The 14,333-nt window shown below is 72.3% G+C and carries 11 protein-coding genes; 6 read left to right on the top strand and 5 right to left on the bottom strand.

Annotated elements, in window-relative coordinates; all coding sequences use genetic code 11:
• Positions 1 to 63: 63 nt before the first annotated feature.
• The 5 genes from AB0G59_RS16600 (at position 64) to AB0G59_RS16580 (ending at position 7,318) form a co-directional block, all read left to right on the top strand.
• Entirely contained in the window at positions 64 to 339 is a 276-nt protein-coding gene (locus tag AB0G59_RS16600) for a MoaD/ThiS family protein (RefSeq protein WP_360912131.1), read from the top strand.
• Between the two features lie 434 nt (positions 340 to 773).
• Complete coding sequence (locus tag AB0G59_RS16595) at positions 774 to 980, top strand: cold-shock protein (protein ID WP_005486335.1); 207 nt, start codon at positions 774 to 776, stop codon at positions 978 to 980.
• Between the two features lie 333 nt (positions 981 to 1,313).
• The gene (groL, locus tag AB0G59_RS16590) at positions 1,314 to 2,936 is read left to right on the top strand and encodes a chaperonin GroEL (protein ID WP_071961765.1); all 1,623 of its coding nucleotides are present in this window, start codon (positions 1,314 to 1,316) and stop codon (positions 2,934 to 2,936) included.
• Positions 2,937 to 3,093: 157 nt separating this feature from the next.
• A complete protein-coding gene (locus AB0G59_RS16585; protein ID WP_360912128.1) occupies positions 3,094 to 5,598 on the top strand; it encodes a tetratricopeptide repeat protein in 2,505 nt (834 codons plus the stop codon).
• A gap of 70 nt (positions 5,599 to 5,668) precedes the next feature.
• Positions 5,669 to 7,318, top strand: coding sequence for a DNA repair helicase XPB (locus AB0G59_RS16580; protein ID WP_071961767.1), 1,650 nt, complete (start codon positions 5,669 to 5,671; stop codon positions 7,316 to 7,318).
• Positions 7,319 to 7,350: 32 nt separating this feature from the next.
• Here the strand turns inward: AB0G59_RS16580 and AB0G59_RS16575 are convergent, their stop codons facing one another.
• Entirely contained in the window at positions 7,351 to 7,479 is a 129-nt protein-coding gene (locus AB0G59_RS16575) for a hypothetical protein (protein WP_360912125.1), read from the bottom strand.
• A gap of 364 nt (positions 7,480 to 7,843) precedes the next feature.
• Between AB0G59_RS16575 and AB0G59_RS16570 the strand changes: the two genes are divergently transcribed.
• Positions 7,844 to 9,817, top strand: coding sequence for an AAA family ATPase (locus tag AB0G59_RS16570; protein WP_360912211.1), 1,974 nt, complete (start codon positions 7,844 to 7,846; stop codon positions 9,815 to 9,817).
• 118 nt (positions 9,818 to 9,935) lie between these two features.
• Here AB0G59_RS16570 and AB0G59_RS16565 read toward each other — a convergent pair whose 3' ends face one another.
• The 4 genes from AB0G59_RS16565 to AB0G59_RS16550 all read right to left on the bottom strand — a co-directional run bounded on the left by AB0G59_RS16565 (position 9,936) and on the right by AB0G59_RS16550 (position 14,286).
• A complete protein-coding gene (locus tag AB0G59_RS16565) occupies positions 9,936 to 10,652 on the bottom strand; it encodes a copper homeostasis protein CutC (RefSeq protein WP_360912123.1) in 717 nt (238 codons plus the stop codon).
• 166 nt (positions 10,653 to 10,818) lie between these two features.
• Positions 10,819 to 12,282 carry a PTS transporter subunit EIIC gene (locus AB0G59_RS16560; protein WP_360912121.1) on the bottom strand — a complete coding sequence of 488 codons (1,464 nt, stop codon included), beginning with the start codon at positions 12,280 to 12,282 and terminating at the stop codon, positions 10,819 to 10,821.
• Positions 12,283 to 12,314: 32 nt separating this feature from the next.
• Positions 12,315 to 13,253, bottom strand: a complete 939-nt coding sequence (gene murQ / locus AB0G59_RS16555) for an N-acetylmuramic acid 6-phosphate etherase (RefSeq protein WP_360912119.1) — start codon at positions 13,251 to 13,253, stop codon at positions 12,315 to 12,317.
• Between the two features lie 103 nt (positions 13,254 to 13,356).
• Entirely contained in the window at positions 13,357 to 14,286 is a 930-nt protein-coding gene (locus tag AB0G59_RS16550; RefSeq protein ID WP_360912117.1) for a MurR/RpiR family transcriptional regulator, read from the bottom strand.
• Positions 14,287 to 14,333: the final 47 nt, after the last annotated feature.

The following is a 14,333-nucleotide window of genomic DNA, read 5'->3' as shown; positions in this document are numbered from 1 at the left end:
CCGCACCCCGGTCCTCAAACGCCGGACGGGCTGAGTGTGTCCGGCCTACTCAAAGGTGATCCCATGAGCGTCAGCGTCCGTATCCCCACCATCCTTCGTACCTACACCTCCGGCCAGGCCGAGGTCAGCGCCGAGGGGGCCACCCTCGCCGAGGTCATCGCGTCCCTCGAGGCGAACCACCCCGGAATCGCCGCCCGGGTCCTCGACGAGAGCGGCAGGCTGCGCCGGTTCGTCAATGTGTACGTCAATGACGACGACGTGCGCTTCGAGGGCGGACTCGAGGCCGCCACGCCCGACGGGGCGGGGGTCTCGATCATTCCGGCGGTGGCCGGCGGCTGAGCGGGCTAAATCATTGGCCTAAGCTTTTCGCAGCGTTCCTGAGCAATTCCCTGGAATCGCCCCGCCCGTTAAACGGACGGGGTGATTCCGTCTGTTGAAGCGCGATACAGTTGGGGCGTTCCCCCTCCGGTGTCACTGCCGAACGCATATGAGAACCCGTCAAGTTGTGCGCGTAACGTGTGCACGAATTGTCGGGTTGGTTGCGTTATGCCCGGCCCGACTTGCCCGGGAAGCGGTGGAAATCGGTGCTAATAAGCACTCGGCCACGCCCGGAATTCTCGTCCGACTGACCTGTTGCAGACGGCATCCGTGCAGATACATTCAGCCGCGGTCGACGCGTTCCGGCGCACACCCCCAACCTGTCTGGGGGTGAGGTCTGACCCGGGTCCGCGAGGTGCGGTCCTGCGCAAGGGCCAGTAATAGGGGAGTTAGGCATGGCTCAGGGCACCGTCAAGTGGTTCAACGCGGAGAAGGGGTACGGCTTCATCGCGGTCGACGGTGGTGCGGATGTTTTCGTCCACTACAGCGCGATTCAGATGGACGGCTACCGCACCCTCGAGGAGGGGCAGCGAGTCGAGTTCGAGATCTCGCAGGGCCAGAAGGGGCCTCAGGCGGACATGGTGAGGCTGGCCGCCGGCTGATCACGTCGCATCGACCATCGGCTCATAACGGCTCGCCGTCGAGGGGCCCGCACCTGTTCGAGGTGCGGGCCCCTCGCGTGTACGTCGTCGGACCGGTGTGCATGCCGGGACGCGAACGTGGGCAGACCCTGGGTTGTCCCGAGTCGCTTGCACTCGCAGGGGTCGAGTGCTAATCATTGGGCTTAGCACTCTCCGGGTGAGAGTGACAGATTTGGACCGTCGGTGAGGTCGGCGAGCCAAGCGGGGCAAGGAACCGCAGGGCACGCAGGCCGTCCGTCGCGGGCGCCAGCGCGGTCCGGAGCAATCCACCCCGTCCTGGGAGGACCACTTCACATGGCCAAGATCATCGCGTTCGACGAGGAGGCACGGCGCGGTCTCGAGCGCGGGATGAACCAGCTCGCCGACGCCGTCAAGGTCACCCTCGGCCCCAAGGGCCGGAACGTCGTCCTCGAGAAGAAGTGGGGCGCCCCCACGATCACCAACGATGGTGTTTCCATCGCCAAGGAGATCGAGCTCGAGGACCCGTACGAGAAGATCGGCGCCGAGCTGGTCAAGGAGGTCGCGAAGAAGACGGACGACGTCGCCGGTGACGGCACGACGACCGCGACCGTCCTCGCTCAGGCGCTGGTCCGTGAGGGTCTGCGCAACGTGGCCGCCGGTGCCAACCCGATGGCCCTGAAGCGTGGCATCGAGAAGGCCGTCGAGGCCGTCTCCGCCGCCCTGCTCGAGCAGGCCAAGGACGTGGAGACCAAGGAGCAGATCGCCTCCACCGCCTCCATCTCCGCCGCCGACACCCAGATCGGCGAGCTCATCGCCGAGGCGATGGACAAGGTCGGCAAGGAAGGCGTCATCACCGTCGAGGAGTCCCAGACCTTCGGTCTGGAGCTGGAGCTCACCGAGGGTATGCGCTTCGACAAGGGCTACATCTCGGCGTACTTCGCCACCGACATGGAGCGTATGGAGGCGTCGCTCGACGACCCGTACATCCTGATCGTCAACTCGAAGGTCGGCTCGGTCAAGGACCTGCTGCCGCTTCTCGAGAAGGTCATGCAGTCCGGCAAGCCGCTGCTGATCATCGCCGAGGACGTCGAGGGCGAGGCCCTGTCGACCCTGGTCGTCAACAAGATCCGCGGCACCTTCAAGTCCGTCGCGGTCAAGGCTCCGGGCTTCGGCGACCGCCGCAAGGCCATGCTGGGCGACATCGCCATCCTCACCGGTGGCACGGTCATCTCCGAGGAGGTCGGCCTCAAGCTGGAGAACGCCGGTCTCGACCTGCTCGGCCGCGCCCGCAAGGTCGTCATCACCAAGGACGAGACGACCATCGTCGACGGTGCCGGTGACAGCGACCAGGTCCAGGGCCGCGTCAACCAGATCCGCGCCGAGATCGAGAACAGCGACTCCGACTACGACCGCGAGAAGCTGCAGGAGCGCCTGGCGAAGCTGGCCGGCGGCGTGGCCGTCATCAAGGCCGGTGCCGCGACCGAGGTCGAGCTCAAGGAGCGCAAGCACCGCATCGAGGACGCCGTTCGCAACGCGAAGGCGGCCGTCGAGGAGGGCATCGTCGCCGGTGGTGGCGTGGCCCTGCTGCAGGCCTCCCAGGTCTTCGAGAAGCTCGAGCTCGAGGGCGACGAGGCGACCGGCGCCAACGCCGTGAAGCTGGCCCTGGAGGCCCCGCTCAAGCAGATCGCCGTCAACGGTGGTCTCGAGGGCGGCGTCGTCGTGGAGAAGGTCCGCAACCTCACCGTGGGTCACGGCCTCAACGCCGCGACCGGCGAGTACGTCGACATGATCGCCGAGGGCATCATCGACCCGGCGAAGGTCACCCGCTCCGCCCTGCAGAACGCCGCGTCCATCGCCGCGCTCTTCCTGACCACCGAGGCCGTCATCGCCGACAAGCCGGAGAAGGCCGCCGCGGCCGCTCCGGGCGGCATGCCCGGCGGTGAGATGGACTTCTGATCGACCTCTGACGGTTGATCGCCTGTCCTCATGGACACCGGGGCGGCACTCCCTCACGGGGGTGCCGCCCCGGTGGCGTTTTCCGGGACGCCGGGCGCGCCGGGCCCCTAGCGTGTGGTCGGCACACTTTCCGGAAGCGGAACGCGGGGGCGCGGGCATGCAGGTCGACAACGACATCAACGGCGGCGTCTTCTTCAACGTCGTCGCACAGGGCGGGAACGTCACCCTCGAACTGCCGAGGGAGATCACACCCGCCCTCACCGGCATGCCCGCCCCCTCCGCCACCTTCACCGGCCGCGACGCCGACCTGAAGCCCCTCGTCGAGGCGCTGCGCCCCGGCCCCGCCGGCGAGCGCGCACCCCGCGTCTGCGCCGTGGCCGGACTGCCCGGCGTGGGCAAGACCGAGCTCGTCCTGCAGGCCGCCCGGTACGCGCTGGACCAGGAGGGGTGGTTCCCCGGCGGCGTGCTGTTCATCGACCTCTTCGGCTACGACAACGAGCGCCGCCTCAGCCCCGAACGCGCCCTCGGCTCGCTGCTGCGCGCCCTCGGCATACCCGACGAACACGTCCCCGCCGATCTGCAGGACCGTGCGCGGCTGTACCGCTCGGTGCTGTCCGCCTACGCCGACCAGGGGCGCCGCATCCTCGTCGTCGTGGACAACGCCCATGCCACCGAGCAGGCGAAGCCGCTGCTCTCCGCCGATCCGCGCGTCCCAGTCCTGGTCACCTCCCGGCACACCCTGACCGGGCTCGGCGCCCGGCTGCGCGATCTGTCCGAGCTGGACGAGGAGTCGGCGGTCGAGCTGCTGCGCAGCGCGCTGCGCGAGGCCCGGGGGAAGGACGACACACGGGTCGACGACGACCCCGCGTCCGCCGCCGCCCTCGCCGGACTGTGCGGTTACCTCCCGCTGGCGCTGTGCATCGTGGCCGCGCTGCTCGCCGAGCTGGCGAGCCGGCCGCTGTCCTCGCTGGCCGGTGCGCTCAAGGACAACCGGCGGCGGCTGGAACGGCTCGCCTGCGAGAACGTCGCCGTGCGGGCCGTCTTCGGGCTCTCGTACGAGCACCTGGGCGCCGAACAGGCCCGGCTCTTCCGGCTGCTGTCGCTCAACCCCGGCCCCGACCTCTCCACCGAGGCGGCGGCCCACCTCGCCGACGCCGACCCGTACGCCGCCGAGGAACTCCTCCAGGCGCTGGCCCGCGGCCACCTGATCGAGCAGGGTGCCGCGTACGGGCGCTGGCGCATGCACGACCTGATGCGGCTGTACGCCGCCGAGCAGGGCGAGGCGCGGGGCGGTGAGGACGCCCCTGCCCAGGCCCTCGAACGGCTCTTCCAGTACTACGCGAGGACCACCGGCGCCGCCGCCGTTCACCTGGCCCACGCGGCGGGCCCGGACCGGGCCGGCCCGGAGCCCGGCTTCGCCACCCGGGAACAGGCCGTGGCCTGGCTCGACGACGAACGCGCCAACCTCGTCGCGGCCGCGGTGGCCGCACCCGGCCTCGGCGCGCGCAAACTGTCACTGATCCTCTTCGAGACGCTCGGCGGCTACTTCTCCCTGCGGCGGCACTTCGACGACTGGCTTCTCGTCGGCGTCACGGCCATGCAGGTGGCCCTGGACCTCGACTGGCCACTGGCCCAGGCGGAAGTGATGCAGAACCTGAGCGTCCCGATGCGCCACCTGAGGCGGTTCGACCAGGCGGCCGACATGCTGGAGGCGGCGAGGGCCGTCTACCGGAAGATCGGTGACCGGAGCGGCGAGGGCGGCGCCCTGAGCAACCTCGGCCTGGTGCTGTGGGAGACGCGCCGCTTCGACGAGGCGATCCCCCTCCTGGAGGAGGCGATCGCCGTCCACCGGGAGACCGGGGACCGCCACGGCGAAGGCGTTGCCCTCACCAACCTCGGCCTGGTCCTCCAGAGCCTGCGCCGGTTCGCCGAGGCCGTCGAGGTGTACCGCGAGGACGTCGCGATATGCGGGGAGATCGGGGACCGGCGGGGCGAGGCACAGGCCCTCAACAACCTCGGCACGGTCCTGCGGGAGGAAGGCCGGCTCGACGAGGCGGCCACGGCCCTCACCGAGGCTTGCACCATCTTCCGGGAACTCGACGACCGGCACGGCGAGGCCCAGGCCCTCACCAACCTCGGCGTCGTCCTCGCCCGCCAGGGCCGCTCCGAGGAGGCGATCGACGCCCAGACCCGGGCCGTCGAGGCGTTCCGCGCCTCCCGCGCCCCGCACGACGAGGCCACGGCCCTGAGCAACCTCGGCCTCGTCCTGCTCACGGCGGACCGTCCCGCCGAGGCCGTCGCCCCCCTCGACGAGGCCGTCGCCGGCTTCCGGCGCCTGGCCGACCGCGATGGCGAAGGCATGGCCCTGACGAACCTCGGCACTGCCCTGCGCCTGGCCGGCCGGACCCCGGAGGCCCTCGACACGTGCGCCCGGGCCGTCGCCTGCTACCGCGAGAGTGCCGACCGCTACCGCGAGGGCATGGCGCTGGTGAACCTCGCCGCGGCCCTCGGGGACGCCGACCGGGCCGAGGAGGCCCGGGCAGCCGTCGACGAGGCGGTCCCCGCCCTGCTGGAGACCGGGGTGCTGGCGGAGGGGGCGACCGGGACGGTCACCCTGGACGGCCTGCGCACGCTGCTGCGCGAGGCCGGGATCGTCTGGTGACCGGACGTGATCCGGCCCGGATGAGGGACACTGGAAGCTTGTCCCCCGTGCACGAGTGGAAGGCCGAGGCGTGAACGGACCCCTCATCGTCCAGAGCGACAAGACCCTGCTGCTGGAGGTGGACCACGAGCAGGCGGACGCGTGCCGCCGTGCCATCGCGCCGTTCGCCGAGCTGGAGCGGGCGCCCGAGCACATCCACACCTACCGGGTGACCCCGCTCGGGCTGTGGAACTCGCGGGCCGCCGGCCACGACGCCGAGCAGGTCGTCGACGCGCTCGTCACGTACTCCCGCTACCCCGTGCCGCACGCCCTGCTCGTCGACATCGCCGAGACCATGGCCCGCTACGGGCGGCTGAAGCTGGTCAAGCACCCCACGCACGGGCTGGTCCTGGAGAGCACCGACCGGCCGGTGCTGGAGGAGATCCTCCGGTCGAAGAAGATCCAGCCGCTGGTCGGCGCCCGGATCGACCCCGACACCGTCGCCGTCCACCCCTCCGAGCGCGGGCAGATCAAGCAGACGCTGCTGAAGCTGGGCTGGCCGGCCGAGGACCTGGCCGGGTACGTCGACGGCGAGGCGCACCCCATCGAACTGCGCGAGGACGGCTGGGCCCTGCGCCCGTACCAGCGGCAGGCCGTCGAGGGCTTCTGGCACGGCGGCTCCGGCGTGGTCGTGCTGCCCTGTGGCGCGGGCAAGACGCTCGTCGGCGCGGGTGCGATGGCGCAGGCCAAGGCGACGACGCTGATCCTGGTCACCAATACCGTCTCGGCGCGGCAGTGGAAGCACGAGCTGGTGAAGCGGACCTCGCTGACCGAGGACGAGATCGGCGAGTACAGCGGTACGAGGAAGGAGATCCGCCCCGTCACCATCGCCACCTACCAGGTGCTGACGACGAAGCGGAAGGGCATCTACCCGCACCTGGAGCTGTTCGACTCCCGGGACTGGGGCCTGGTCGTCTACGACGAGGTGCACCTGCTGCCCGCGCCGGTCTTCAAGTTCACGGCCGATCTCCAGGCGCGGCGCCGGCTGGGGCTGACCGCCACGCTCGTGCGGGAGGACGGGCGGGAGTCCGACGTCTTCTCCCTCATCGGGCCCAAGCGCTTCGACGCGCCCTGGAAGGAGATCGAGGCCCAGGGCTACATCGCCCCGGCGGACTGCGTCGAGGTGCGGGTCAACCTCACCGACTCCGAGCGGCTGGCGTACGCGACGGCCGAGACGGAGGAGAAGTACCGCTACTGCGCGACGACCGCCACCAAGCGGAAGGTCACCGAGGCGCTGGTGCGCAAGCACCAGGGGGAGCAGACGCTGGTCATCGGCCAGTACATCGACCAGCTGGACGAGCTGGGCGAGCACCTGGACGCGCCCGTCATCAAGGGCGAGACGACCAACGCCCAGCGCGAGAAGCTCTTCGACGCGTTCCGGCAGGGCGAGATCTCCGTGCTGGTCGTCTCCAAGGTCGCGAACTTCTCGATCGACCTGCCCGAGGCGACGGTCGCCATCCAGGTGTCGGGCACGTTCGGGTCGCGGCAGGAGGAGGCGCAGCGGCTGGGCCGTGTGCTGCGGCCGAAGGCGGACGGGCACGAGGCCCGCTTCTACTCGGTGGTCGCCCGGGACACGGTCGACCAGGACTTCGCGGCACACCGCCAGCGCTTCCTGGCCGAGCAGGGCTACGCGTACCGGATCATCGACGCGGACTCGCTGCTGGCGGGGGAGGGCGCGTAGGCCCGGCGGGGGCCCGGGGCAGGCCTTGCGCTTCAGGCCTTGCGCTTGTCGGCGTACTCGCCGAGGACGACGACGCTGACGGCCGCGCCGGCGAACGCCTTGAGGGCGCGGAGGGCGGTGGCCAGGGGGGTGGCGGCGGGGGCGACGGATGCTGAGGTCATGTCTTCCATGATGGGTTGCGGAATCGCCCCCGGCATCGGCCTGCCGGTGTAAACGCGCAGGTGCGCCCGTACGACCGAAGGATCATTCCGTCCCCTACGGGAGATGGACGGCAACCCTGAGGGCCTCCCGGGGGTGCGCGAAATTCGCTCGCGCGCCCCCTGTCCCGCTGACTACAATCCACCCTTCCCGCCGCCTCCCGCATCGCCTCGGGAGCGCCGCCGTCCGGACGGAAACCGGGCGGCTCACCGCTCTTTCCGCCGTACGCCTGGAGGCCTTGCCGTGCCCGCGCACGTAACCGACGCGAACGACCCGCTCGAGCGTGAGCGCGCCCATCTCGCCTCGTCCCGTTCCGCCCTGCGCGCGATGCGCGCCGATGTCGAGGCCCTCGACATCAAGGACGTCACCGCCAACTGGGTCAACGCCGCCGTCCTGGAGCGGCAGATCGAGGAGCGCATCACCGCGCTCGCCGATCTCGCGCACACCCCGCTCTTCTTCGGCCGTCTGGACTATCTGCACGCCCCGGGCGCGGAGCAGGCCGAAGGGGCGGACGGCGAGCAGTTCTACATCGGGCGGCGGCATGTGCACGACGCGGTCGGCGACCCGATGGTCATCGACTGGCGCGCGCCCGTCTCGCAGCCGTTCTACCGGGCGTCCAAGAAGGAGCCGATGGACGTCCGGCTACGGCGCCGGTTCGGCTATACGGGCGGGGAGTTGACCGCGTACGAGGACGAGGACCTGACGGACGCGGCGGCCGACGACCGTACGAGCCGGCTGCTGCAGACCGAGATCGAACGCCCGCGCGTCGGCCCGATGCGCGACATCGTCGCGACGATCCAGCCGGAGCAGGACGAGATCGTGCGGTCCGGAATCGGCGGCACCGTGTGTGTGCAGGGCGCCCCCGGCACCGGGAAGACGGCCGTCGGCCTGCACCGGGTCGCGTATCTGCTGTACGCCCACCGTGAGCGGCTCGCGCGAACCGGCACGCTGGTCATCGGCCCGAACCGCTCGTTCCTGCGGTACATCGAGCAGGTGCTGCCCGCGCTGGGCGAGTTGAACGTGCAGCAGGCGACCGTCGGCGATCTCGTCGCCCACGTCGAGGTGCGCGGGGCCGACTCGCCCGCCGCCGCCCGTATCAAGGGCGACGCCCGCATGGCCGAGGTGCTGCGGCGCGCGGTGCGGGCGGGGGTGACGATGCCCGTCGAGCCGGTGGTCGTGGTGCGGGGCTCGCGGCGCTGGCGGGTGCCGGCGTACGAGATCGAGGAGATGGTGCGGGAGTTGCTCGCCCGCGACATCCGCTACGGAGCCGCGCGGGAGGCCCTGCCGCAGCGGATCGCGCACGCCGTGCTCGTACGGATGGAGGAGGCGGGCGAGGCGCCCGACGACCGGGTGCAGGACGCGGTGGCGCGCAACGCTGCCGTGAAGGCGGCGGTCAAGGCGGTCTGGCCGGCCGTCGACCCGGTGAAGCTGGTGCTGCGGCTGCTGTCGGACGCGGAGTTCCTGGCGGAGCACGCCGGCGGGGTGCTGTCGGAGGAGGAGCAGGGGGAGATCCTCTGGGCGCGGCCCGCCCGTGGCGTGCGGTCCGCGAAGTGGTCGGTGGCGGACGCGGTGCTGATCGACGAGGCCGCCGACCTCGTGGCGCGTACGCCCTCGCTCGGGCATGTGGTCCTCGACGAGGCGCAGGACCTGTCGCCCATGCAGTACCGGGCGGTGGGGCGCCGCTGCACGACCGGTTCGGCCACGATCCTGGGCGACCTGGCCCAGGGCACGACGCCGTGGGCGACGGCGAGCTGGGCGGAGGCGCTGACCCACCTGGGCAAGCCGGAGGCGGCGGTGGAGGAGCTGACGCAGGGCTTCCGCGTGCCGCGCGCCGTGATCGCGTACGCCTCGCGGCTGCTGCCCTCGATCGCGCCGGGCCTGGCGGAGGCGACGTCGGTGCGCGAGTCGGAGGGCGACTTCTCGGTACGGGCCGTCGCGGGCGACGCGCTGGACGCGGCGGTGGTGGACGCCTGCCGCGAGGCGCTGGAGCGCGAGGGGTCGGTCGGACTGATCGCGGCGGACGCGCGCGTTCCCGTGCTGGGCGAGGCGCTGCGGGCGGCCGGCCTGGCGTTCCTCGCCCCGGGCGAGGAGACGTCGGCGGACGCGCGGCTGACGCTGGTGCCGGCGTCGCTGGCCAAGGGCCTGGAGTACGACTACGTCGTGCTGGACGAGCCGGCGGCGGTGGTGGCCGGCGAGCCGGACGAGCGGACGGGGTTGCGGCGGCTGTACGTCGCGCTGACGCGGGCGGTGTCGGGGCTGGCGGTGCGGCACGCTTCGCCGTTGCCGGTGCAGCTGGGCTGAGGCGGTTCGGCACCGCCGGGGGCCCTTGTGGGGGGCTGGGCGCCGTCGCGGCGGGATGGGCCCCGGCCCCGCCCTTTCGCCGTTTCCCTGGGGGCGGAGCCCCCAGACCCCCTTGTCCTCAATCGCCGGACGGGCTCTTATCGAGCGCCCTCCGCCACGCGCGTACCGCATCCGTGTCCACCGGGCCGTTCCAGCCCGCCGGGCGGGACGCGCTGCCGATGTGGAAGGCGGTGATGCCCGCGTCCAGCAGGACCGGCACGTGCTTGAGCTTGAGGCCGCCGCCGACCAGGATCCGCGGTTCGTAGCCCGGCTCGTCCGAGCGCGCCGCCTCCGCGAGCAGCGTGGCGAGGCCGTCGTCGACGCCCGAGGCGGAGCCGGCGGTGAGGTAGGTGTCCAGGCCCGGCTGGTCGGCGAGCTGCTTGCGCAGGGCGTCGCGGTCCGCCGCGCGGTCGATGGCGCGGTGGAAGGTCCACCGGGCCCGCGGCCCGACGGCCTCGGCCAGGTCGGCGACGGCCGCCAGGTCGGCGCGCCCGTCGTCGGTGAGGAAGCCGAGCACGAACTCCTCCGCGCCCTCCGCGCGCAGCGCCCGCGCCTCCTCGCACAGGGCGGCGAGCGCGGCGGCGCCCCCGGCGGAGAAGCCGTCCGTGGCGCGCAGCATCACCCGTACGGGGATGTCGACGGCGTCCCGTACCGCGGCGAAGGTCTCCCGGGCGGGGGTGAGGCCGTCGGCGGCCATGTCGCTGACCAGTTCGAGCCGGTCCGCACCTCCGGCCTGCGCCGCCACCGCGTCCTGGGGGTCGAGCGCGATCACCTCCAGGATTGCGCCGTTACCCACGTGACACCATTCCTCTCCAGTAACACGCGTCACTTGGACAACGCGTGTGCGGTCCTTACGGCCGTCGGCAGACGTGTCGCACGGGCGGCAACAGGTCTAGTCCAATAGCACAGCGTAAGTCCTGCGAGGCATTCGTGGCATCAGGGCCTGCTCGGGCGCATCCCGCCTACGGCCCGGCCCCGCCCCCCGCCTCCGCCCCCACCTCCTCGCTCACCCCGAAGAAGTACGTCGCCGCGAACCCCACCACGTACCCCACCAGCAGCCCCGCCCCGTAGACGGCGACCGCCTCGGTCAGGCCGTGGTTGCCCTTGAGCAGGGGGAAGAGGGCCCAGCCCGAGGGGCCGATGGCCGTCGCGCCGCACTTGGCGCCGAGCTGGTGGGCGAGGCCGACCAGGCCGCCCCCGAACGCGCCGCCCACGCACGCGGTGACGAAGGGCCGGCCCAGCGGCAGCGACACCCCGTAGATCAGGGGCTCGCCGATGCCGAGGACGCCCGCCGGCAGCGCCGAGCGGATGATCCTGCGGACCGAGAGGTTGCGGGCGAGGCGGACGTAGACGGCCAGGGCCGCGCCGACCTGGCCGGCGCCGGCCATGGCGAGGATGGGCAGCAGGACGGTGTAGCCCTGCTCGGTGATCAGGGTGGTGTGGATGGGGATCAGGGCCTGGTGCAGGCCCAGCATGACCAGGGGCAGGAAGAGGCCGCCCAGGACGAAGCCGGCCCCCGCGCCGCCGTGGGACAACAGCCAGTCCGCCCAGCGGCCGATGGCCGTCGAGACCTCGCCGGCCACGAACATCAGCCCGTACAGGGTGACCAGGCCCGGCAGCAGCACCGTGAGGAACGGCGTGAGCAGGACGTCCAGGGCCTCCGGCACCAAGCGGCGGCAGGCCCGCTCCACGTACACCGCCAGCAGCGCCGCGGCGAGCGCGCCGAGGACCCCGCCCTGACCCGGGGAGAGCTGCTGGCCGAAGGCGTCGACGTGGGTGACGCCGGGGTGGACGATGACGGCCGCGACCGCACCGCCCAGGATGGGCGTGCCGCCGAACTCCTTGGCCGTCTGGTAGCCGACGAAGACCGCGATGAGCGACATGAAGCCGGAGGCGATCGCGGTCAGCGCCGGTACGAGCGAGGGCAGCCAGTGCAGGTTGGCGAGCAGGCCCGCGGCGCCCGCGATGATGCCGCAGCCGATCAGGGCGGGGATCAGCGGCACGAAGATGTGCGCGATGCGGCGCAGGAAGAGCTTGAAGGGCGTGGCGTTGCGCGCCCGTCGCTCCTCCTTCAGCTCCGCGCCGCGCTCGGCCAGCGCCTCGGCGCTCACCCCGGGGGCGGCGGTCAGCCTCTCCAGCGCGGGGGCCACCCGTGCGACCGCGCCCGGGCCGAGCACGACCTGGTACGCCTGCGCGTCCTCCACCACGCCCAGCACGCCCGGCAGCGCCCGTAGCGCCCCGCCCCGGACCAGGGAGCGGTCGCGGACCTCCACGCGCAGACGGGTCATGCAGTTGGTGACGGAGAGGAGGTTCGCGCTGCCGCCGAGGAGGGGCAGGAGCGCGGCGGCGGTGGCGCCGTACTTGTCGTCGCCGTCTTCTCTGGCTTCTCTGGCTTCGCTGTCGTTACGGTCGTCGGGTGCCGGCATGGGACCTTGCTTCGCTGGTGCGTGACGGTGCGTCAGTCGGGTGAGGTCGCGCGGAGGGCCGCGCGCAGGTGGCCGTGCGACTCCTCCAGGAGGCGGGCGGCGGTGGGGCCGTCGACGTCGCCTAGGAGGACGAGGATGGCGTTCTTCACCTCGCCGTCGGTGGCGGCCAGCGCGGCCTCGATCTCCGCGTCCGGCGCGCCCGTGGCGAGGGAGACGATGCGCCGCGAGCGGGCGCGCAGCTTCTCGTTCGAGGCGCGGACGTCGACCATCAGGTTTCCGTAGGTCTTGCCCAGCCGGATCATGGTGATGGTCGAGAGCATGTTGAGGACGAGCTTCTGCGCCGTGCCGGCCTTGAGCCGCGTCGAGCCGGTGAGCAGTTCCGGCCCCACGACGACCTCGATGGCGTGCTCGGCGGCCGCGCCCAGCTCGGAGCGGGCGTTGCAGGACAGGCCGACGGTGAGCGCCCCGGCGGTACGGGCGTGCCGGACGGCGCCGACGGCGTAGGGGGTGCGGCCGGAGGCGGAGACGCCGACGACGGTGTCGTTCGCGCAGACCTTCAGCGCGTCCAGGTCCCCGGCGGCCAGCGCGGCGCTGTCCTCGGCGCCCTCGACGGCCGAGATCAGGGCGGGCGGGCCGCCCGCTATCAGGCCGACGACCTGCGCGGGGTCGGTGTTGAAGGTCGGCGGGCACTCGCTGGCGTCCAGCACCCCGAGCCGTCCGGCGGTGCCGGCGCCCGCGTAGATCAGACGCCCGCCGCGGGACATCCGGGCGGCGGTCGCGTCGATGGCGGCGGCGATCTCGGGGAGCCGCTCGGCGACGGCGCCGGCCACCGTCGCGTCCTCGGCGTTCATGATCTTGGCGATGGTCTGGGTGGGCAACCGGTCGATATCGGCGAGGTCGGCGCGGAACGCCTCGGTGGTGAGCGTCGCGAGCTGGGCGCGGAGGGCGGCGAAGGCAGCGGTCGAGGTCATGGCTGGCGGCTCGTCTCCGTGTCGGTCCGTGGCGGTTCCGTGGCGGTTCCGTGGCGATATGGGTCGATGGGGGCCGTACGTGCGACGCGCGCCGGCCGGGCCGTCAGCGCCGGTCGCGCGGGTCGTGCCGGTGCGCCAGCGCCTCGTACGACGCGGACAGGGCGGGCGCCGCTCTCTCGTACGTGCGCTGGGCGACGCCGATGAACAGGCAGTCCACCACGAGAAGCTGGCTGGTGCGGCTCGACATGGCCGCAGGCCGCAGCTCGCTCTCCCGTGCGGAGGACGTGGTGAGGATGTGGTCCGCGTACTGGGCGATCTCCCCCTGCGGGCGGCCGGTGATCGCCACCGTCGTCGCGCCGTGCTCGAAGGCGACCCGCAGCGGCTCGATGACGTCGGTGGTGCGCCCGGAGTGGGTGATGGCGATCGCCACGTCCCCGGAGCCCAGCTGGACGGCGTTGGTGACGGCCAGGTGGGGGTCGCCCGGCGCGTGGGCGATCAGGCCGATGCGCAGCAGCTTCTGCACGAGGTCCTGGCCGACGAGGTTCGAGGCGCCGATGCCGTAGACGTCGATGCGCCGGGCGCCGGCGAGCGCGGCGACGGCCGCCTCGAGCGCGGTGGTGTCGAGCCCGGCGGCGGTGTCCGCCAGGCACTGCGCCTCCTCCTGGGCGAGCTTGGCGACGACGCTGGCCAGCGGGTCGTCGACGGCGATGTCGGCGGTGACCGCGGGGGCCCGGCCCGCCGCCTGCTCGGCGGCCAGCGCGGCCAGCGCGAGCCGCAGGTCGCGGTAGCCGGGGTAGCCGAGGATGCGGGCGGTGCGCACGACGGTGGCCTCGCTCGTGCCCGTGCGCTCCGCGAGGCCGGTGACGGTGAGCGCGGCGGAACCCGCCGGGTCGCCCGCCACGGCCTCGGCCACCCGCTGCATGGAACGCGTCATGGACGGGGCGAGCGTACGGACCTTCGCCGCCAGCGCCGCGGGGGGCGTCGGGGCGGGAACGGGACCGGGGGGACGGGAGGAGCCGGAAGTTTCTTTCACCTTGCTGCTCACCTTCCGAAAGGTATTTTCGGCCCGGTGTGCCGTCA

The organism is Streptomyces sp. NPDC021096, assembly GCF_040641275.1.
Taxonomy (GTDB): Bacteria; Actinomycetota; Actinomycetes; order Streptomycetales; family Streptomycetaceae; genus Streptomyces.
The sequence above is the reverse complement of the archived record's forward strand: the minus strand, read 5'-3'. Positions and strand labels throughout refer to the sequence as shown.